Origin of the sequence: Methylobacterium sp. Leaf117 (assembly GCF_001422985.1) — a bacterium.
Taxonomy (GTDB): domain Bacteria; phylum Pseudomonadota; class Alphaproteobacteria; order Rhizobiales; family Beijerinckiaceae; genus Methylobacterium.
Window position 1 is genome coordinate 655,982 of sequence record NZ_LMNL01000001.1, and the last position, 21,045, is coordinate 677,026.

The following is a 21,045-nucleotide window of genomic DNA, read 5'->3' on the forward strand; positions in this document are numbered from 1 at the left end:
GTATGCGGGCATCAAGCCGTTCGGACCTCAGGAGTTCCATGTCATGGCTCAAAGCGACGTGCGGGGTGCTCGGAGCCGCCTTCGCCTGAAGGACATCATCGAGGACCCGCGCATCCTGCTGATGCTGGCCCTGGGCTTCTCATCGGGGTTGCCGCTGCTGCTGGTGCTCGGCACCTTCTCGACACGGCTCGCCTATTCCAACGTAAACATCAAGGCCATAGGCCTGTTCAGCTACCTGGCGCTTCCCTACACCCTGAAGTTCTTCTGGGCGCCGATCATCGACCGGTTCGACGTTCCCGTCCTGAGCCGCGCCCTCGGGCGGCGGCGTGCCTGGATGATCGCGAGTCAGTGTGCCGTGGCCCTGGCGCTGACGTTGATGGCCTTCGCCGATCCGGGCACCAGCCTCGCGCTGCTCGGCCTCGGGGCATTCCTCGTCGCCTTCTGTGCCGCGACGCAGGACGTGGTGATCGACGGCTGGCGCATCGACGCCGCCGGCACCGACCTGCAGGGCGTGATGGCCGCGACCTCGAACCTCGGCTACCGCCTTGCCCTGATGTCGGCCGGAGCCGGCGCCCTGTTCATCGCCAGCGCCTACGGCTGGCCTGTGGCCTACCTGTCGATGGCGGCCCTGATGGGCGTTGGCATGATCGCGGCCCTGCTGGCACCGGCCTACGACCGCGCCGTCACGACCACGGCGGCTCACCTGAAGGTCTGGACCTTCCGGGGCGCGGTCCTCGAACCACTGACGGAGCTGCACACCCGGTTCGGCGCCAGCCTCTGGGCCGTCCTGCTGCTGGTCGCCTTCTATCGCCTGCCGGACTTCATCTCCGGCGTGATGGCGAGCCCCCTGTACCGGGAGGTGGGGTTCAGTCTGGTGGAGATCGGCGCCGTCTCGAAGCTCTACGGCATCTGGATCGGCATCGCCGGCGCCTTCGTGGGCGGGTGGGCAATGACCCGGTTCGGGCTGTTTCCCACCCTCGTGGTCGGGGCTTTCCTGGGCGCAGCCTCCAACCTCGCCTTCTCGTGGCTCTCCTTCGGCGGCCCCGAGGTATGGCGCCTGACGGCGGCGATCTCGATCGACAATTTCTGCGGCTCCTTCGCCGGCATGGCGCTGATCGCCTACATGTCGAGCCTGACCGCGCCGGGCTTCGCCGCCACGCAATACGCCCTGTTCTCCTCGCTCTACGCGCTGCCGGGCAAGCTCATCGCCGGAAGCTCCGGTTTCATCGTCTCGGCCTACGGCTACCCGGTGTTCTTCGCCTTCACGGCCGCCGTCGGCATTCCGGTGGTGATCCTATGCCTCCTCGTCGGTCGCGCCGGCGAGCGCAAAGCCGCCGCCGCGGCCGCCACGGCTCGCGCTCCCGTCCGCCCGGAGGCCGCGGCCGGCGACGAGATCGGCGGGAACCAACTCCGAGGCCCCGAGCTTGCTTCCACCGGCACCGACCAACCTGGGACGGGTCGTCCCGAACGTCCCCGCCCGGCACACGGATGAGACCGCAGACGTGAGCAACATCAAACTCGTCGACGACAACACCACCGCACCCGCCATCGCCCCCGGCGCACCGCCGCTCAGCGACGCCGACCGCGCAGCCCTGCGCCGGGCGGTCGAGGCCCTGGAGAAACCCGGCCTCGCCGCCCGCCTCTCGGGGATCGCCGGCGCGCCCCTCGACTTCATCGGACGGGCGCTTCCCGCACCGGTGACCGACGCGGTGTCGCAGGCGACCGAGAGTGCGATGCGGGCCTCCCTCAAGGTCGCGCTGGCGACGCTTCCGGCGCACGTTGCGGCGCCCGTTGCGGCGGGCCGGGAGGGTCCGCTGGCGGCGAGCGCCGAAGCCCTTCTCGAAGGTCCGGTCGCCGAGCCGTCCGCCGCGATGCGCACGGTGACGCGTCTCGCCAAGTACCTCCCGTCGAGCACGTTCGGCCACAAGGCCATGGCGGCGGCCTCGGGTGCGGTCGGCGGCGCCTTCGGCCTCGCCACCCTGGCGGTGGAACTGCCCCTCTCGACCACCCTGATGCTGCGGTCGATCGCCCAGATCGCCCAGGAGGAGGGCGAGGACCTGAGCGACCCGGAAAACGCGCTCGCCTGCGTGCAGGTCTTCGCCCTCGGCGGACGCGAGGCCGCCGGAAGCGCGCTCACCGAGAGCGGCTACTTCGCGGTCCGCGCGGCGCTCGCCAAGACCATGGTGGAAGCCGCCCGCTACGCCGGCAACCGGGCGCTGCTCGACGAGGCGGCCCCGGCCCTAATCCGGTTCTCGACCCAGATCGCCGCGCGCTTCGGCCTCGTCGTCTCGCAGAAAGTGGCGGCCCAGGCCGTGCCGATCCTGGGGGCCTTCGGCGGCGCGGCCGTGAACGCTGCCTTCATGGACCATTTCCAGTCCACCGCCCGCGCCCACTTCACCGTGCGGCGCCTGGAGCGGATCTACGGAGCCGCTCCGGTGCGCGCCGCCTACGAGTCGGAGAAGGCGATGCTGGGGGTGTGACCCGGGCTTACGCCCGGGGGTAGCGCCGCGACAGCAGGGCGTGGACCAGACGCGCCGTCTGGACCTCGCCCCCCTCCGGGCGTCCCGGCTTGGTCGACGGATTCCAGCCGTAGAGATCGAAATGGACATGCGCCCGCGTCGCGGGCGCGAAGCGGCGCAGGAAGAGAGCGGCGGTGATCGCCCCCGCGAAGGGGCCGCCGGACACGTTGTTCAGGTCCGCGATTTTGGAATCGAGCAGGCTCGCATAGGGCTTGTGCAGCGGCAGGCGCCAGACCGGATCGGCCACCGCCGCTCCAGCCTCGGCCACGGATTGCGCCAGGGCCTCGTCCTCGGTGAAGAAGGCGGGCAGGTCGGGGCCGAGCGCCGTCCGGGCCGCCCCCGTCAGGGTGGCGAAGTCGATCAGCAGGTCGGGCTTCTCCGCATCGGCCAGCGCCAGCGCATCGGCCAGGATGAGGCGGCCTTCGGCGTCGGTGTTGCCGATCTCGACCGTGAGGCCGGCGCGGCTGCGGATCACGTCACCCGGTCGAAACGCGGTTCCCGACACGGCATTCTCGACGGCCGGGATGATCAGGCGAAGGCGCAGATTCAGCCCGGACCCCATCACCATCTCGGCGGCCGCGAGCGCGGCGGCACTGCCGCCCATGTCCTTCTTCATCAGCAGCATGGCGCTCGACGGCTTGATGTCGAGGCCGCCGGTGTCGAAGGCGACGCCCTTGCCCACCAGGGTGACCCGAGGCGCATCGACCGGCCCCCAGGTCAGGTCGATCAGGCGCGGCGCGCGCGGCGACGAGGCGCCGACGACGTGCACGAGGGGGAAGTCCCGCGCCAGATCCTCTCCCGTCACCACCGTGACGGCGGCGCCGTGCCGGTCCGCGACGGCGCGGATCGCGGCCTCGATCTCGGCCGGGCCGAGGTCGTTGGCCGGAGTGTTCACGAGGTCGCGGCCACGGGCCACGGCCTCGGCGATGCGGGTCACCGCCTCGGCGTCGACGCTCTCGGACACCGCGAGGGCAGGGCGCTCGGCACCCGCAGCCCGGTAGCGTCCGAAGCGGTAGCTCCCGAGCAGCCAGGCCAGGGTCGCACCCTGCACGTCGAAGCCACGCAGCTCGGAGCCCTGCACGTCGGAGTTCTGCACGTCGGAGTTCTGCGTCGGGCTGAACCGGTAGGTGCCGGGGGGCAGGAGGCCGGGGAGCTTGCCTGCGAGAAGTGGGTCCGCACCGTCGCCGAGGCCGAAGAGAACCGCGGCCACTCGACCCTCCGCATCGGGGAGGAGGGCGAGGCACCCGGCCTTCGGGCTGAAGTCGGTCGCGCGCGCGTAAGCCGCCTGCGGGGCGGGGAGCGCCGCCTCGATCCCGGGCCAGGATTCCCGGGTGACGCAGGTGATCGGCACGGCATCGGCGGCCTCGCGGACGAGGCGGGACAGGGTCTGGCTCATGGCTCTCGCACAGGCAGGAAACGGACCGCCGGGGGATTAACGGCGGGTTAGGGTTAACGCTCTATCACCGGCTCTACGGCGGCGCGAAGCGTTCCGCCGGTCACGTCCAGACCCGAGGGGTCGTCGCGGAGCGCGCCATGGTCACGCCGCTGTTGAAGTCCTCTCGCATCCGGCCGGCCCGGCTGGCCGTGGCGGTCCTGGTGGCCGCCCTCGCGGCGGGATGCCAGTCCCGCTCGCCCGAAACCACCGGCTCCATCGGGGGCATCTCGCTGCCGAGCTTCGGCCGGGCGCAGAACCCCGCGGTGATCAGCCGCCGCGAGGTCGAGAGCCTGGGCGAGAAATACGCCGGGGACCAGAACGATCTGCGCCTCGCGCTGCGCTACGCGCAGGCCCTGCGGGCCACCGACCAAAAGCCGCAGGCCGTCGCGGTGCTGCAGCAGGCGGCCCTGCGCAACCCCAAGAACACCGCGGTGCTGGCGGCCTACGGCAAGAGCCTCTCGGAAGTCGGCCGCTTCCAAGAGGCATCGGACGTCCTGCAGAACGCCCACACGCCCGCCCGGCCCGATTGGCGGGTGCTCTCGGCGCAGGGCGCCGTGGCCGACCAGCTCGGCGACAACGCCCGCGCTCAGGCCTTCTACGAGGCGGCCCTGAAGATCCAGCCGGACGACCCGGTCATCCTGTCCAATCTCGGGCTCTCCTACGCGCTCGGCCGTCAGCTGCCCCAGGCGGAAGCGACCCTGCGGCGGGCCGCCGCCCAGCCGCGCGCCGACGTGCGGGTTCGCCAGAACCTCGCCTTGGTGCTCGGCCTTCAAGGCAAGTTCGCCGATGCGGAAACCGTGGCGCGCCAGGATCTCTCGCCCGACGAGGCCGCCGCCAACACCGCCGCCCTGCGCGCCTTCGTGGCCCAGCCCAACAGTTGGAAGGCCCTGAAGACGGCCGATGCCCGCGCGGCGAAGCCCGTCCGCCGGCTGGCGGAAACGCCGACCGAATGAGCCTTCGCATGGACGGGGCCAGTGACTTGAGGTTAACCGAAGGTTAAGGCGCACGGCCTAGCCAGGACCGGACGGGACTCGATCGGAAGAGAAGCCGGCAAGATCCGAAACGGCAAGATCCGACCCGGATCGGACTCGACCTGAACAAGACTCGGCGCGGCGCCGGTTCGTAGGCGTTACGTTGAAAGAGGAGACTGCGTGCGTTGGGGGGCTGATCGCTGGCGGTTCTATCGGCTGATCGGACGCGAAATCGCGGGCTCGGTGCGCAACACCTATGCGCGCCTCACCGGCCGGCCCGATATCCTCAGCCGCGCCCGCGTGACCGGATTAGTCATCGCCCCGCACGATCTGCGCACCAGTGACGCCACCTTCGCCGACGACATCTATGCCGGCCTCTTCGTCTTCGCCGGTCGCTCGCTCTCGGTCAGCGGCCGCTCGCCCTTCGACTACGCGCCGCCCTCGCCGGAATGGGCCGACATCCTCTACGGCTTCGGATGGCTGCGCCACCTCAGGGCCGCCGACACCGCTTTGGCCCGGGCCAATGCCCGCGCCTTCGTGGCCGATTTCATCGCCGGACGCGGCGATGCGACGTTCGCCCGTCCGACCCCGGTCGCGGCCCGGCGGCTGATCTCGTTCCTGTGTCAGTCGCCCCTCGTCCTGGAGGGTGCGGACCACGCCTTCTACCAGGCGTTTCTCAAGAGCCTCGGCAAGGCCGCCCGCGACCTCGAGGGCGACCTGCGCCGCGGCATCTCCCCGCAATCCCGGCTTCTGGCCGCCGTCGCCCTCTGCTACGCGGGCCTGTGCTGCGAGGGCATCCAGCCGATCCTGCGCCGGGCCACGCGCATCCTGGTGCGCGAACTCGACCGGCAGATCCTGCGCGACGGCGGCCATCGCAGCCGCGACCCGCGCTTCGCCATGGAACTGCTGCTGGACCTGCTCCCCCTGCGCCAGAGCTTCCTCTCCCGCAGCGTCGACCCGCCGGTGGCGCTGCTGCACGCCATCGACCGGATGCTGCCGCTGCTGCGCCTGCTGCGCCACCCGGATGCCTCGCTCAGCCACTTCAACGGCATGGGCGCGACGGCGGCCGACCACCTCGCCACGCTCCTGGTCTATGACGGCGCCCTGGCCCAGCCGATGATGCACGCGCCGAATTCCGGCTACGAGCGCCTCGAAGGCGGGCGGGTGCTGGTCGTGACCGATGTCGGCGCGCCGCCTCCGCTGCCCGATTCGATCAATGCCGGGGCCGGCTGCCTGTCGTTCGAGATGTCGAGCGGCCCGCAGCGCATCGTGGTCAATTGCGGCCTGCCGGCGAGCGGCCCGGAACTGCGCCGCCTCGCCCGCAGCACCGCCGCCCATTCCACCGCCACGGTGGCCGACACCTCCTCCTGCCGCTTTCTGGTCGGGGGCGGGGCCTGGTACGAGCGCTGGGCCGTGACCTGGCTCTCGCGGCGTATCGGCCCGGTGATCCTGCGCGGCCCCCGCGACGTGAAGGCGGAGCGGACGACCGAGCCCGGCGCCACGATCCTGGCGGCCCGCCACGACGGCTATGCCGGCGACCACGGCATCATTCACGAGCGGCGCTGGCGCCTGACCAGCAACGGCCACCTGCTCGACGGGGAGGACGCCTTCGTGCGGCCCCAGCCGACCCGGCGCGGCAAAGTCCGGTCTGGCAAGGCCCGGTCAGGCAAGGCCCGGCACCGGCCGCAGGAGGTGGCGGTGCGCTTCCATCTCCACCCGGCCATCGCGGCCCGCGGCCTCGACGACGGCCGGCTCGAACTCACCTCGCCGATCGGCGAAATCTGGCATTTCGGAGCCGAGGGCGCGCAGGTCGCCCTGGAAGAGAGCGTCTACTTCGCCGGTCTCACCGGGGCACGGCGCACCGACCAGATCGTGCTCTATGTCTCGGTGACGGAGGACACCCGGGTCCGGTGGGGCTTCGCCAGGGCGCCCGCCCGCGAAGGCTGACGAGGCGTCTGGCCGCAGCGCACAAATCCGTGGTAGGCGCGGCGCAGGTTCCACCGTCGATTGCCTCGGACGAAATGCCATGTCGCACGATCAGGTGCGGGTTACCCGCGCGCTTCTCTCCGTCTCGGACAAGGACGGCCTCGTCGCGTTCGCCACGGCCCTCGACCGACTCGGGATCGAACTCGTCTCGACCGGCGGCACCCACAAGGCCCTGCGGGCGGCCGGACTCCCCGTCACGGAAGTCGCCGAACTGACCGGCTTTCCCGAGATGATGGACGGGCGGGTGAAGACGCTTCATCCCGGCGTCCATGGCGGACTGCTGGCGGTGCGCGACAACCCGGAACACCAGGCCGCGCTCGCCGCCCACGGCATCCGCGCCATCGACCTGCTGGTGGTCAATCTCTACCCCTTCGAGGCCACCGTGGCGCAGGGCGCCGACTACGACGCCTGCGTCGAGAACATCGACATCGGCGGCCCTGCGATGATTCGCGCCGCCTCGAAGAACCATGCCGACGTCGCGGTCGTGGTCGACGTCGCCGATTACGGCGACCTTCTCGGCGAACTCGCGGCGCAGGGCGGCGCCTTGAGCGCGCGCACCCGCCGCCGCCTCGCTCAGAAGGCCTATGCGCGGACCGCCGCCTACGACGCCGCCATCGCCAATTGGCTCGGCAGCCAAATCGAGACGGAGACGACGCCGGTCTTCCGCGCCTTCGGCGGGACCCTGGCCCAGTCGCTGCGCTACGGCGAGAACCCGCACCAGAGCGCCGCCTTCTACCGCATGCCCGGCCCGGCCCGGCCCGGCGTCGCCACCGCCCGCCAGCTTCAGGGCAAGGAACTGTCCTACAACAACCTCAACGACACCGATGCGGCCTACGAATGCGTGGCCGAGTTCGAACCGGCGCGGTCGGCGGCGGTGGCGATCATCAAGCATGCCAATCCGTGCGGCGTGGCCGAGGGGGCCAGCCTCCTGGAAGCCTACGAGCGCGCGCTCGCCTGCGATCCGACCTCGGCCTTCGGCGGCATCGTCGCCCTGAACCGGACGCTCGACGCCGACGCGGCCCGCAGGATCGTCGAGATCTTCACCGAGGTGATCATCGCCCCGGACGCGACCGAGGAGGCGGTCGCGATCGTGGCCGCCAAGAAGAACCTGCGCCTGCTGCTGGCCGATGGGCTGCCCGACCCGCGCGGCGGCGGCGAGACCGTGAAGACGGTTTCGGGCGGGCTGCTCGTCCAGGCGCGTGATTCCGCCGTGGTCGACGACATGCCGCTCCAGGTGGTCACGAAGCGCGCACCCACCGACCGGGAATATGCCGACCTGCGCTTCGCCTACCGGGTCGCCAAGCACGTGAAGTCGAACGCCATCGTGTACGTGCGCGACGGCGCCACCGTCGGCATCGGCGCCGGACAGATGTCGCGGGTCGATTCCTCTCGCATCGCCGCCTGGAAGGCCGCCGAGGGCGCCAGTCGCATCGGCGCCGCCGAGAGCCTAGCCAAGGGTTCGGTGGTGGCCTCCGACGCGTTCTTTCCCTTCGCGGACGGGCTGATCGCGGCGGCCGAGGCCGGCGCCACGGCCATCATCCAGCCCGGCGGCTCGATGCGCGACGCCGACGTGATCAAGGCCGCCGACGAGGCCGGCCTCGCCATGGTCTTCACGGGTCACCGCCATTTCCGGCACTGACGATCGGCAGCGCACCTGCCACCGGAACACGGCCGGGCGCCCACGCCCGCCGCATCGACGAGGCCTCCCATGACCCACATGCCCATCCTGTCCAGCCGCGAGGAGCGCCGCGCGGCCGGCAAGCGCCTGCGCGAGCACGTGTCCCGGGAATCCCACGGCCAGTGGCAGCCCACGCCGCAGCGTGATCCGCTGGCGGTGCTGCGGGCGAGCGACGCCGGTCGGCTGCCGAGCCTGATCCCCCTGCGCTACGAACGGATGCGGGACAATGCCTTCGCGTACCTGCGCGGGGCGGCGGCCGTGATGGCCGCCGATCTCGAGGGCGTGCCGGTCCCGGGTATTCCGGTCCAGGCCTGCGGCGATTGCCATGTCGGCAATTTCGGCGTGTACCGCAGCCCCGAGGGGCAGACCCTGTTCGACATCAACGACTTCGACGAGACCCTCTGGAACGTCGATTTCACCGTCGATGTGAAGCGCCTCGCCGCCAGCGTGGCCCTGGCGGCCCTTCCGCGCGGCGTGGAGAAGGCCCGCAAGGCCGCGAAGGCCAGTGCCTGCGCCTATCGCGAGCACATGCGCGACCTGTCCAACCTGTCGCCGCTGGCGATCTGGCACAGCCGCATCGATATCGACCGTGAGGTCGGACGTTTCGGGGACGGCGACCTGTGCCGGCGCCTGCTCGCGGAAGCCTCGATGGAGAATGCCGACGGCCTGAGCCGCGGCGACACCCCCAAGCTGGCCTCCGAGCCGGATCGCCAGAACCCGGCCGATTGGCGCATCGCCGACAAGGATCGGACGATCTTCCACGAGGGTCCGGACGGGCTGACCGAGGCCGTGCAGGACGCCGAAGCGGCACTCCAGGCCTATCCCGACGCCCTGAGCGCCGATCGCTGGACCCTGGTCTCGCGCTACGCCCGTCGCGACGTCGCCTTCAAGGTCGTGGGGATCGGCTCTGTCGGCCTCGTCTGCGCGGTCGGCATCTATGCCGATGCCGATGGCGCGCCGCTGTTCCTGCAGATCAAGGAGGCCCGGCCCTCCGTGATCGGGCAGCTCGCCCTGAAGCCGTTCTCGATCGTCTCCGAGGGCCAGCGGGTGATCGACGGCCAGCGGATCATGCAGGCGGCGAGCGACCTCTTCCTCGGCACCGCACAGTCCGAGGCGAGCGGTCGCTCCTACTACGTGCGCCAGCTCAAGAACCGGAAGCTCTCGGCCGTCGGCGAGATCCTGTCCGAGAGCGGGGCCAAGGCCTACGCCCAGCTCTGCGGCACCACGCTCGCCCGCGCCCATGCCCGGTCGGGCGACGCCGTGATGATCGCCGGCTATCTCGGCAAGGGCTCGGCCTTCGACGAGGCGATCGCGGATTTCGCCATGGCGTATGCGCGCCAGAGCGTCGAGGACCACGCCCTCCTGATCACCGACTTCCTGACGACGCCGACGCCGCAGGCCGCCTGAACGAAAAAAGGCCCCGCCGGGTGGCGGGGCCTTCCTCAGAGCCCGGCGATCAACGCACCGGGTTCTCGTCGTAGGTGAAGATGTCGCGATCCTTGGTCTCCGGGATGAACAGGAGACCGATGACGAAGGTCATCGCGGCGATCGCGATCGGGTACCACAGGCCGTTATAGATGTTGCCGGTCTGGGCCACGATGGCGAACGAGGTGGCCGGCAGAAGGCCGCCGAACCAGCCGTTGCCGATGTGATAGGGCAGGGACATCGAGGTGTAGCGGATACGGGTGGGGAACAGCTCCACCAGGGCCGCCGCGATCGGGCCGTAGACCATCGTCACGTAGAGGACGAGGATCGTCAGGATGCCGATGACGATGAGCTTCTGGCCCGTGAAGATGTCGATCGGGTTGGCCACCTTCACGATGGTGGCGTTGCCGGCGGGCGCCGGGTAGCCGGCGGCCGTCAGGGCGGCCGGGACCGCCTTGGCGAAGGCCGGATCGGCGACCGGGAAGTCCTTGCCCGCGATGGTCACGATGGTCGGCGCACCGGCGGCGACCGGCTCCGTGGTGTAGTTCACGGCCGAGCGGGCGAGCAGCGCCTTGGCGACGTCGCACTCCTTGGTGAACTTGGCGGTGCCGACCGGATTGAACTGGAACGAGCACGCATCCGGGTTGGTCTTGACCACCACCGGGACCGTGGACTGCGCCTGGTAGAGGGCCGGGTTGGCGTTGGCGGTGAGCTGCTCGAACAGCGGGAAGTAGGTCAGCGCCGCGATCAGGCAGCCGCCGAGGATCACCGGCTTGCGCCCGATCTTGTCGGAGAGCGCGCCGAAGAACAGGAAGCCGCCGGTGGCGAGAAGCAGCGACCAGGCGATCAGCACGTTGGCGGTGAACTGGTCGACCTTGAGGATGCTCTGCAGGAAGAACAGGGCGTAGAACTGCCCGGCGTACCAGACCACGGCCTGACCGGCGGTGAGGCCGAGCAGCGCCAGCAGCGCCCACTTGGCGTTGCGCCACTGGCCGAAGGCCTCCGAGAGCGGCGCCTTCGAGTGGGTGCCCTCTTCCTTCATCTTCTTGAAGGCCGGGCTCTCGTTCATCTGCATGCGGATCCAGACCGAGATGCCGAGCAGGACGCAGGAGACGAGGAACGGGATGCGCCAGCCCCAGGCCTGAAAGGCCGTGATGGTGGTCTGGGTGCCGTCGGCGGCCGTCGTGACCGTCGGCGCGTAGGCGCCGTTCACGTAGCCCTGCGTCGACAGGATGATCACCAGCGACAGCAGCAGGCCCAGCGTCGCCGTGGTCTGGATGAAGGCGGTGTAGAAGCCGCGACGGCCGCGGGGGGCGTGCTCGGCCACGTAGACGGCGGCGCCGCCATACTCGCCACCGAGCGCGAGGCCCTGGAGCATGCGCAGGGCGAGCAGGGTCACGGGAGCGACCCAGCCGATGCCGTAGGCGTTCAGCGTGTCATAGGACGGCAGCAGGCCGACCATGAAGGTCGAGATGCCCATGATCAGGATGGTGATCAGGAAGGTGTGCTTGCGTCCGACCATGTCGCCGAGGCGACCGAACACCAGGGCGCCGAAGGGCCGGACCAGGAAGCCCGCCGCGAAGGCCAGCAGCGCGAAGATGTTGCGGGTCGCTTCCGGGTAGGCCGAGAAGAACTGTGCCCCGATGATCGTCGCGAGCGATCCGTAGAGATAGAAATCGTACCACTCGAACACGGTACCGAGGGATGAGGCGAGAATGACTTTCTTCTCGCCGGCGCTCATCGGCCGTGTGGCCGAATCGCTGACGGGAATTGCGCTGGACGCAACCATGGGACGTTTCTCCAAGTCTTGTTTTGCCCAGGCGTAGTCCGCCCGTGATGTGTTGGACCCTGCGGATGCCGCAGCATTGCTGCCGGACCCGCGCGGACTGATCAGTCCCTCGCGTGCCGGCGGCTAGTCTGAGTACCCGCGTGGCGATGCTAGGCCATGCCACGTTTTCGCCCAAGTCCCCATCGCGGCCGAGGAGTACCGAATTCAGATATTTTTTGAGTCTTGAGGAAGTCTTTTTTGGATCGCGCCGGGATTAGACCGGCCAGCCGACATGATAAGGGGCGCGACTTGCGTCGCGCCCCCTCGATCCCCACCCGATTCGGAGCAGCTTCGGCTCAGTGCGCGTGGGCTCCGTCGGCACCGATTCCCGTCTCGGAGCGGACGAACTGCGCGTCGAACAGTGCCCGCTCGCGCTGGGCCCGCTTGGTGTTGTCGAGCTTCGAGACGACGATGATCGTCAGGAAGGCCAGCGGCATCGAGAACAGGGCCGGGTTGTCGTAGGGGAAGATCGCGGCCGGGTTGCCGAAGGTCGTGACCCAGACGGCCTTCGACAGCACCACCATGCCGACCGCCGCCACGAGGCCGACGAGGCCGCCGATGAGGGCGCCCCAGGTGGTGGTGCCCTTCCACAGGATCGACATGGTCAGGACGGGGAAGTTGCAGCTCGCCGCCACCGAGAAGGCGAGGCCGACCATGAAGGCGACGTTCTGGTTCTCGAAGACGTAGCCGAGATAGATCGCCACGATGCCGATGACGACGGCGGCGATCTTGGAGAGCCGGACTTCCGCCGCCTCGTTGGTGCGTCCCCGGGCGATCACCTGGGCATAGAGGTCGTGGCTGACCGCCGAGGCCCCCGCGAGGGTGAGGCCGGCCACCACCGCCAGGATGGTGGCGAAGGCCACGGCCGAGATGAACCCGAGGAAGTACGGGCCGCCGACCGCGTTGGCCAGGTTCACCGCCACCATGTTGGTGCCGCCGACCATGCCCTTGAGCTTGTCGAAGGCGCCGGCCGCGTCGAGGTTGAAATAGGCCGGATCGGACATCAGCAGGGCGATGCCGCCGAAGCCGATGATGAAGGTGAGGATGTAGAAATAGCCGATCAGGCCGGTGGCGTAGAACACCGACTTGCGGGCGGCCTGGGCGTCCGACACCGTGAAGAAGCGCATCAGGATGTGCGGCAGGCCGGCGGTGCCGAACATCAGGCCGACGCCGAGCGAGATCGCCTCGACCGGATTGCTGACGAGGCCGCCCGGCGCCATGATGGCGTCGCCCTTGGGGTGGGTGGCGACGGCGGCGGCGAACAGGGCCTCGGGGTTGAAGCCGTACTGGTAGAGCACCGCGCCGGCCATGAAGGTGGCGCCGCCCAGCAGCAGGCAGGCCTTGATCACCTGAACCCAGGTGGTCGCCTTCATGCCGCCGAAGGCCACGTAGACGATCATCAGCACGCCGACGATGATGACGGCGTAGAGGTAGGGCAGGCCGAACAGCAGCTGGATCAGCTTCCCCGCGCCGACCATCTGGGCGATCAGGTAGAACGCCACCACCACCAGGGTGCCGGTGGCCGAGATGATGCGGATCGAGGTCTGGTCGAGGCGGAAGCTGGCCACGTCCGCGAAGGTGAACTTGCCGAGGTTGCGCAGGCGCTCGGCAATCAGGAACAGCACGATCGGCCAGCCGACCAGGAAGCCGGTGGAGTAGATCAGGCCGTCGAAGCCCGAGGTGTAAACGAGCCCCGAGATGCCGAGGAACGAGGCGGCGGACATGTAGTCGCCCGCGATCGCCAGGGAGTTCGTGCCGGCCGAGATGCCGCCGCCGGCGGCGTAGAAATCGGCGGCCGACTTGGTGCCCTTGGCGGCCTTGTAGGTGATACCGAGGGTGAAGAGCACGAAGAACGCGAACATGCCGATCGCCGGCCAGTTCGTCGCCGACTGCTTGACGGCGCCGAGATCCGGTCCGGCCGCATAGGCGACCGTTGCGGCGAGCGCCGCCATCACGGTGCCGAGGACGAGGGGGTGCTTTGCGCGGATCATCGGGCGAGGTCCCGCTTGAGGGCAGCGGTCAGCTGGTCGAAGCGGCCGTTGGCGCGCTGGACGTAGATGCCGGTGAGGATGAAGGCGAGCACGATGACGGTGACGCCGAGCAGCAGGCCCAGGGAGGCCGTACCGCCGCCGATCTTCACCGCCAGCAGCGCCTTGTCGAAGGCGATCAACCCGATGAAGCCGAAATAGATCAGCAGCATGATGATGGTGAGCGTCCAGCCGAAGCGGGTGCGCTCGTGGACGAGTTCCTTGAAATGCGGGCTCTGCGCGATCCGCGCAGTCTCGAGATCGGCCATGACGTGTCTTTCCCAGGGATCCGCGTCTTCGCAGGGCGGCGTCCGGATTGCAGGCGTTCGATTGTGGGAACAGCAGGACGCGCGAACACGGGGTCACCGTGTCCGCGCGATCGGAGGGACCGTGGCGCTCAGTGCGTCCGGTTCTGGCGATTCTCGATCAGGTCGTCCACCACCGCCGGCTCGGCGAGGGTGGAGGTGTCGCCGAGCGCCGAAAACTCGTCCTCGGCGATCTTGCGCAGGATCCGGCGCATGATCTTGCCCGAACGCGTCTTGGGCAGGCCCGGAGCGAACTGGATCAGGTCGGGCGAGGCGATCGGCCCGATATCCTTGCGGACCCAGGTGACGAGCTCCTTGCGCAGCTCGTCCGAGCCGTCCTCGCCCTCCATCAGGGTCACGTAGGCGTAGATGCCCTGGCCCTTGACGCTGTGCGGATAGCCCACCACGGCCGCTTCGGAGACCTTCGGATGCGCGACCAGGGAGGACTCGACCTCCGCCGTGCCCATGCGGTGACCGGAGACGTTGATGACGTCGTCGACCCGGCCGGTGATCCAGTAATAGCCGTCCGTATCCCGGCGGCAGCCGTCACCGGTGAAGTAATTGCCCGGATAGGTCGAGAAGTAGGTCTGCTCGAAACGCTCGTGGTCGCCATAGACCGTGCGCATCTGGCCCGGCCAGGAATCCTTGATGCAGAGATTGCCTTCGCAGGGACCCTCGAGGGTCTTGCCCTCGGCATCGACCACGATCGGCTGAACGCCGAAGAAGGGCCGCGTCGCCGAACCCGGCTTCAGCTTGGTCGCGCCCGGCAGCGGCGTGATGAGGATGCCGCCGGTCTCGGTCTGCCACCAGGTATCCACGATGGGGCAGCGGGAATCGCCCACCACCTTGTAGTACCAGTCCCAGGCTTCCGGATTGATCGGCTCGCCGACCGAGCCGAGGACGCGCAGGGACGCCCGCGAGGTCTTCTTCACCGGGTTCTCGCCGCCGCCCATGAGCGAGCGGATCGCCGTCGGGGCGGTGTAGAAGATGTTGACCTTGTGCTTGTCGACCACCTCCCAGAAGCGGGAATTCGACGGATAGGTCGGGATGCCTTCGAACATCAGCGTCGTCGCGCCGTTCGCAAGCGGTCCGTAGACGATGTAGGAATGCCCCGTGACCCAGCCGACATCGGCCGTGCACCAGTAGACCTCGCCCTCCCGGTAATCGAAGACGTATTGATGCGTCATCGAGGCGTAGACGAGATAGCCGGCGGTGGTGTGGACGACGCCCTTGGGCTGACCGGTCGAGCCCGAGGTGTACAGGATGAACAGCGGGTGCTCGGCCTCCATCGGCTCGGCCGGGCATTCGTCGGTCACCTGGGCGGCGGCCTCGTCGTAATAGACGTCGCGGCCGGGCTCCATGGCGATCGACGAGCCGGTGCGGCGCACGACGACGACGTGGTCGACGCTGTCCTTCGGCAGGCGCGCGATGGCGGCATCGACATTGGCCTTCAACGGCACCTTGCGGCCGCCGCGCAGGCCCTCGTCGGCGGTGATGACCATCTTGGAGGCGCAGCCCTCGATGCGGCCGGCCAGCGAATCGGGCGAGAAACCGCCGAAGACGATGGAATGGATCGCGCCGAGCCGTGCACAGGCCAGCATGGCGTAGGCGGCCTCGGGGATCATCGGCAGGTAGATGGTGACCCGGTCGCCCTTGGACACGCCACGGTTGCGCAGCACGTTCGCCATCTTGCCGACTTCGGAATGAAGCTGGCGATAGGTGATGTGCTTGGATTCGTTCGGATCGTCACCCTCCCAGATGATGGCGACCTGATCGCCACGCGTCTCGAGATGACGGTCGACACAGTTGTAAGCGACGTTGGTACGCCCGTCTTCGAACCACTTGATCGAGATTTTACCAGGTTCGAAGCTGGTCTCCTTCACCGTCGTGAAGGGGGTCATCCAATCGATGCGCTTGCCGTGCTCGCTCCAGAATGCCTCTGGATCGGCGACGGAGGCCTGATACATGGCCAGGTACTTGGCATCATCGACGTGAGCGCCTTCGCTCCACGTCGGACGCACTTCGACTACCTTCTCGTCCATCGCGTTTTCCCTGTCGGCGCCCGATCGTATCGCGACTGTTCACGCAGCCGGGACTTCCGAATATCGTCATAGGCTCAACGACATATCGGCCGCAAGCACTCAGGCGGCCTGTTGGGAGACAGATTGACGAGTTTCTACGCGGTGCTTCAGTTACAACCGATGCAGATCCCGGTCTCGATCTTGCGATCCAGGGACTTCTGCTTCTGCACGGCATCCGACCCGACATCGTCGGAGCCTGCGCCGGCCCGGCCTGGCGGCTTCGTCACCCCCGTGGAGGTGATGTTACGGAACTGGCCGGCCGAATTGAGATTCTGTTCGGTCGGTCCTGTGCCGGTCTGCTGAGCCAGGGCGAGGCTCGGAGCACCGAGGCCGAGACCGGCGATCAGGGGCAGGGCGATCAGGGGCAACGTCCGCATCGGTTTCTCCATCCCAGGTTCTTGATCCCAGGTTCTCGATCCCAGGAGAGCCCGCCTCCCTGGCTGCCCACATAACGCGCGCTGACATCGCGGGTTGCGCGGGTACAACCGGAATCAGGCCCGCATCGTCGCGGGGCGAGCGGGGAACGACATCTCGACCAGGGTGCCCTCGTGCTTCCGGCTGTCGATCCGGAACCGCCCCTGATTGGCCTCGACCAGAGCCTTGGTCAGGGGAAGGCCCAGCCCGGTTCCTCTGCGCGTATCCGCCTGCAGGCCCTCCCTGAAAGGCAGGCTCTCGCTGGAAGGCAGGCTCTCGCTGGAGGACAGCTCTTGCCGGAACGGATTGAGCACGCCGTCAACCTCGTCCGGCGTCATCCCGGCTCCGGTATCGCGGACCCGAAGGGCGATCTCGCCGCGATCCGCCATGGTGGTGGAGACGATGACCTGGCCGCCCGCCTCGGTCAGGGCGATGGCGTGGGCGAGAACGTTGAGCGTGGCCTGATGCACGGACCGCTCATCGGCCAGCAGGGGCGGCAGATCGACGGAGAAGCTGGTGCGCAGCACGATCCGCTCCCGCGCAGCCTGGGGTTGCAGCAGGGCGACGCAGCGCGACACCACGTCGTTCAGCGGGACCTCCGCGATGTCGAGATCGAGGCGCCCGGCCTCGATGCGCGCCAGATCGAGGAGATCGTTGATGAGGTCGAGGAGGTGGGTTCCGGAGGCCCGGATCTCCTGCAGGGCCGCGCGGTGGCGTTCGGAATCCGGCGGCCCGAACGTCGCGTCGAGCAGACCGTCGGTCAGCCCCATCATGGACGTGATCGGTGCCTGGACGGATTGGCTGATCCGGGCCAGGACGTCCGCCTGCCGGACGCTGCCGGCCTCCGACGCGCGCGCGCGCGACGCCTCGTCCCGAACGTCCGACCCACCCTTCTCGGGACGCAATCCGTCGTTCCGAATCACGGCGCAGAGACGGCCCTGCGCATCGCCCGCCAGGGGCAGGATCTTGACCCGGAGGCGCACCCCGGTTCCGCGCGCGGTGACCGGGATCTCGTCCATCGCGGCGGAGGCGGGGTCGGCGTGCAGGCGCGCCAACAGGGCGACGGCGTGCTCGGCCGCGAACAGGCTGAGGAAGCTCGCCCCGACGACCTCTCGGGAATCGAGCCCGAAAGCCTCGGCGGTCCTGCGATTCAGCGTCAGGATGCGGCCGCGCTCGTCGAGGAGGGCGACCCCGTCCTCCAGCGTTTCGAGCACCGCCAGGGCGTCGGCACCGCGCCGTGCGGCGAAATCCTGCGCGATGGCCACCGCCGTGGCGGCGCGGGCCTCCTCGCTCGGCTCGGCATCGCGGGCGAGGAGCAGTTCGGCCGGCTGCCCGGCCCAATCCAGGACCGAATGCTCGACCAGGACGCTCGCACGGCCCCCATCCCGGGTGACCAGGACGAGGGGCGTATCGACACTCGAACGCGCGTGGGGGTCCAGGCCTCCGAACAGATGTCCGACCCCGCCGGCCGCAGCCAGTGCATCGCGGTCCGCATACCCGACGAGGTCGAGCAGCGGCCGGTTGGCGAACAGCACCGCATTGTCCCGGTAGACCAGGACACCGGAGGGAATGCGCTCCAGCGTCGCCACCATCGCGGCATCGGGTGCGGCGGGGTCCACCGGACGCGCGGGCGGGACCGGGAACGGCATCACCGCACAGGGCAGACCCGGCTCGGTCTCGGGCTCCGCCCGGTCGTCGCCGGCGAAACGGGCACCGAGGGCGCGGGCGATCTCGCGGAAGGCCGCGTGTTCATGGCTCGACAGGTGCGGATCGGGCTCGGGCAGAGGCGTCTCTACGCGGCCCGAATCAGGCGGGAGGACCGCGCCAAGGGCTTCCTCCGCCTCGGCCGGAGCCGGGACAGGCGTTGGAACCGGTGCAAGAACGGGCGCAGACACCGGGATGAGCATCGCTGACACGGCCGGAGGCGCCGATGCGACGGAAACGGCGGGCCGCACGATCGAACGGACCTGTCCGAAGCCGCGGAAGCCGTTTCCGCTCCGGTCGATCGGGGCGCCGGACAGTTCCAGTTCGCAGAGAGCGCCGTCCGGCTCGATCAGCGTCACCGGAATGGCCCGGAACGTCCGCGCCCCCTCCAGGGCGGCGAGCAATCCGCCGGCATCGCGGAGAATTTCCGCCTGCGCGAGGTCGCGCCAGGTCCGGCCCTGGAATCGGCGGCGAAACGCCGAACCGGCTTCCTGCGAGATCCGCACGATGGCGCCGCCCGCGTCGCTTTCCCAGGTAAAGCGCTGGCGAAGCACCAGGGGGTCATCGCCCTCGAGGTCCGGGTCCGGGTTCGGGTTCGGGTCCTGGTCCTGGTCCTGGTCTGCGATCTCGATCGCGTCGGGCACGGGCGGGATCGCGGCAGAGGGCGGCACCGGCTCCGCGCGGCTCTCCGCAGCCCGCCGGGGGCGAAGGTTCGGGAGCGGCGCGCCGGCGACGAGGACCACCGCCTCGCCGTCTTCGGCCAGTGCCGTGAGCAGGAGGCTGACCGTCACCGGTGGAGCGAGGCGCCGGGGGTCGAGGTGGAGCCGTACCAGCACGGGATGATCCCGGCGCAGACGCGCACGGGCGATCTGCTCGCCGAGCCGCAGATCCGGGTAGATCCGCCCGTCCGCATCGCTGATCGCGCGGAGCAGCGGGTCCGTGCCCGCGGAGGCATAGAGAACCCGCGCGCCGGACGCATCGAGGATCAAGGTTGCGGTCGATGGATCGGCCATGCGGGTCGCGAGGCGCGAATCATGGGCGCACCGGCGCAAGACGGCCTGCAGCGCCGGATCCTCAACCAAGCCCGGCCGTGAAGCTCCAGTCTCGAACATCCGCACCTGTTTCGCGTGACGATTTTTGCAACGTGACGTCCTTTTTAGTGCGTCACGCCCTCTTCGTAAGCCACCAGCGTCTCAAGCGGGCGTTTACCTGTTGTCAACCTTAATGCGCCCGAGCAGGGTGGCATAGGGCTGGGCCTGTGCTATTGTGCAGCGCACAACAAGCCATCAACAATCACCTGTGAGGAGAGGATAATGAGCAGCACCCCGAATTACGAGGTTCCCGCCGAGATGCGCGACTTTGCCGAGAAGAGTGTCGATCAGGCGCGCAAAGCGTTCGACACCTTCATCAGCGCTGCTCGCCGCACCGCCGATACCGTTCAGGGCTCCGCCGAGATGGCGCGCACCAACGCCCACGACGTTTCGGCGCGCGGCTTCGAGTTCGCCGAGCAGAACGTGACCGCCGCCTTCGATCTCGCCCAGAAGCTCGTCCGCTCCCGCGATCTGCAGGAAGCCATGCAGCATCAGGCTGAATTCGTGCGCAGCCAGTTCGCCGCGATCCAGGCCCAGGCCAAGGAGTTCGGCGGCCTCGCCCAGACGGCGATGCAGCAGAGCGCCGAGAAGGCCAAGGGCGCCATGCAGGAGGGTGCCGAGCACGCCCGCAAGGCGATGGAGCAGGGCACCGAGGCGGCACGCAAGGCCGGCAGCGACGCCGAGCAGGCCATGCGGAACGCCACCAACTCCTGAACGCGCTCCGCGCGTGACGTCCTGATCAACGGCGCCCATACGGCGCCCAGTCACAGCCCGCTCGGCCCCTGGCCGGCGGGCTGTTCTCGTTCGATGGGCGGCGCCGGACGGCCATCAGCCAGAGGAATTGCCTCGGGCCAGAGGACTTGCCCCATGTTGGACGATTTGCCCCGCGCCGCAGGGCTTGCCTCAGGCCAGAGGGCTTGCCTCAGGCCAGAGGACTTGCCTCAGGCCAGAGGACTTGCCCCCAGCCGACCCGTCTCCTACCGCTGGCAGCGTTCCGATTTCGGGCCGCTCGGCCCTTCCGCCTCCCGCCCGAAGCGGGTGTGGCGGGCAGGGGCGCCGACATCTTCCAGCGGCGCACGACTCCAACAGAGGTGCACATCCATGCAACGCATTTCCGGACGCTGTCTGATCCTCGGCCTCGTGGCCGGACTGCTCACGGCCCAGACCGCGCAGGCGCAGTACTACGATGACGGCTACGACCAGCCGCCGCCGCGCCGGTACGAGGAACGCCGGCTGCCGCCGCGCCCCTATGACCGGGACGATCGCTACGAGCGCCGGGCGCCACGCCGCGAGGTCGGCCTGAATTGCGATGCCGTCCAGTCGGGCTTCACCGGGTATCAGCCCTATTCCTGCCCGCTACCGGGTCCGCGCCCGCTTGGCGCGCGCTGCTTCTGCAACATGCCGATCGCGCCGCTGAGCGCACCGCAGACGGCCGTCGGCCGGGTCGTCCCCTGACCGGTCGGCACGTCTGACGTCCGATCGTCTCCAATAAGAAGGCCGCGCCATCCTCCCGGACGGCGCGGCCTTCTCGCATCTGACGGTCCGAGTGTGGCTGCCGAGGCAACCTCGCTCAGCGGGTCC

At 69.1% G+C, this 21,045-nt stretch carries 15 protein-coding genes; 8 read left to right on the top strand and 7 right to left on the bottom strand.

Annotation, left to right across the window (positions count from 1 at the left end):
• The first annotated feature begins 43 nt into the window (after positions 1 to 43).
• Together ASF57_RS02955 and ASF57_RS02960 are read left to right on the top strand one after the other, a co-directional pair.
• The gene (locus ASF57_RS02955) at positions 44 to 1,492 is read left to right on the top strand and encodes an AmpG family muropeptide MFS transporter (RefSeq protein ID WP_056479725.1); all 1,449 of its coding nucleotides are present in this window, start codon (positions 44 to 46) and stop codon (positions 1,490 to 1,492) included.
• Positions 1,493 to 1,511: 19 nt separating this feature from the next.
• Positions 1,512 to 2,480 (top strand): EcsC family protein, encoded by a 969-nt coding sequence (locus tag ASF57_RS02960; protein ID WP_244476796.1) that lies wholly within the window; start codon positions 1,512 to 1,514, stop codon positions 2,478 to 2,480.
• A 7-nt stretch (positions 2,481 to 2,487) separates the two neighbouring features.
• Here the strand turns inward: ASF57_RS02960 and ASF57_RS02965 are convergent, their stop codons facing one another.
• Positions 2,488 to 3,915, bottom strand: coding sequence for a leucyl aminopeptidase family protein (locus ASF57_RS02965; RefSeq protein ID WP_056479728.1), 1,428 nt, complete (start codon positions 3,913 to 3,915; stop codon positions 2,488 to 2,490).
• 137 nt (positions 3,916 to 4,052) lie between these two features.
• Here ASF57_RS02965 and ASF57_RS02970 point away from each other — a divergent pair, with 137 nt between their 5' ends.
• From ASF57_RS02970 to ASF57_RS02985, 4 genes are all read left to right on the top strand, one after another.
• Positions 4,053 to 4,907 (top strand): tetratricopeptide repeat protein, encoded by an 855-nt coding sequence (locus tag ASF57_RS02970; RefSeq protein WP_056479731.1) that lies wholly within the window; start codon positions 4,053 to 4,055, stop codon positions 4,905 to 4,907.
• 198 nt (positions 4,908 to 5,105) lie between these two features.
• A complete protein-coding gene (locus tag ASF57_RS02975) occupies positions 5,106 to 6,872 on the top strand; it encodes a heparinase II/III family protein (RefSeq protein WP_056185955.1) in 1,767 nt (588 codons plus the stop codon).
• A 79-nt stretch (positions 6,873 to 6,951) separates the two neighbouring features.
• On the top strand, positions 6,952 to 8,550 hold the full coding sequence (gene purH / locus ASF57_RS02980) for a bifunctional phosphoribosylaminoimidazolecarboxamide formyltransferase/IMP cyclohydrolase (protein WP_056479734.1): 1,599 nt from the start codon (positions 6,952 to 6,954) through the stop codon (positions 8,548 to 8,550).
• Between the two features lie 69 nt (positions 8,551 to 8,619).
• The gene (locus ASF57_RS02985; RefSeq protein WP_056479737.1) at positions 8,620 to 9,996 is read left to right on the top strand and encodes a DUF2252 domain-containing protein; all 1,377 of its coding nucleotides are present in this window, start codon (positions 8,620 to 8,622) and stop codon (positions 9,994 to 9,996) included.
• A gap of 49 nt (positions 9,997 to 10,045) precedes the next feature.
• Here ASF57_RS02985 and ASF57_RS02990 read toward each other — a convergent pair whose 3' ends face one another.
• The 6 genes from ASF57_RS02990 to ASF57_RS03015 all read right to left on the bottom strand — a co-directional run bounded on the left by ASF57_RS02990 (position 10,046) and on the right by ASF57_RS03015 (position 19,386).
• Positions 10,046 to 11,803: an MFS transporter gene (locus ASF57_RS02990; protein ID WP_056185946.1), complete on the bottom strand. Its 1,758-nt coding sequence runs from the start codon at positions 11,801 to 11,803 to the stop codon at positions 10,046 to 10,048.
• Positions 11,804 to 12,138: 335 nt separating this feature from the next.
• Positions 12,139 to 13,833: a cation acetate symporter gene (locus tag ASF57_RS02995; protein WP_056185943.1), complete on the bottom strand. Its 1,695-nt coding sequence runs from the start codon at positions 13,831 to 13,833 to the stop codon at positions 12,139 to 12,141.
• Entirely contained in the window at positions 13,830 to 14,138 is a 309-nt protein-coding gene (locus ASF57_RS03000) for a DUF485 domain-containing protein (protein WP_056185939.1), read from the bottom strand. The genes ASF57_RS02995 and ASF57_RS03000 overlap by 4 nt, the downstream gene beginning before the upstream one ends.
• 128 nt (positions 14,139 to 14,266) lie before the next feature.
• The gene (gene acs / locus ASF57_RS03005; protein WP_056185935.1) at positions 14,267 to 16,216 is read right to left on the bottom strand and encodes an acetate--CoA ligase; all 1,950 of its coding nucleotides are present in this window, start codon (positions 16,214 to 16,216) and stop codon (positions 14,267 to 14,269) included.
• A gap of 146 nt (positions 16,217 to 16,362) precedes the next feature.
• Complete coding sequence (locus ASF57_RS03010; RefSeq protein WP_056186584.1) at positions 16,363 to 16,632, bottom strand: hypothetical protein; 270 nt, start codon at positions 16,630 to 16,632, stop codon at positions 16,363 to 16,365.
• Positions 16,633 to 16,746: 114 nt separating this feature from the next.
• Positions 16,747 to 19,386, bottom strand: a complete 2,640-nt coding sequence (locus tag ASF57_RS03015; protein ID WP_156375922.1) for an ATP-binding protein — start codon at positions 19,384 to 19,386, stop codon at positions 16,747 to 16,749.
• Positions 19,387 to 19,686: 300 nt separating this feature from the next.
• Between ASF57_RS03015 and ASF57_RS03020 the strand changes: the two genes are divergently transcribed.
• Entirely contained in the window at positions 19,687 to 20,178 is a 492-nt protein-coding gene (locus ASF57_RS03020) for a phasin (protein WP_056185929.1), read from the top strand.
• Positions 20,179 to 20,565: 387 nt separating this feature from the next.
• A complete protein-coding gene (locus ASF57_RS03025; RefSeq protein ID WP_056479743.1) occupies positions 20,566 to 20,919 on the top strand; it encodes a hypothetical protein in 354 nt (117 codons plus the stop codon).
• Positions 20,920 to 21,045 lie beyond the last annotated feature (126 nt).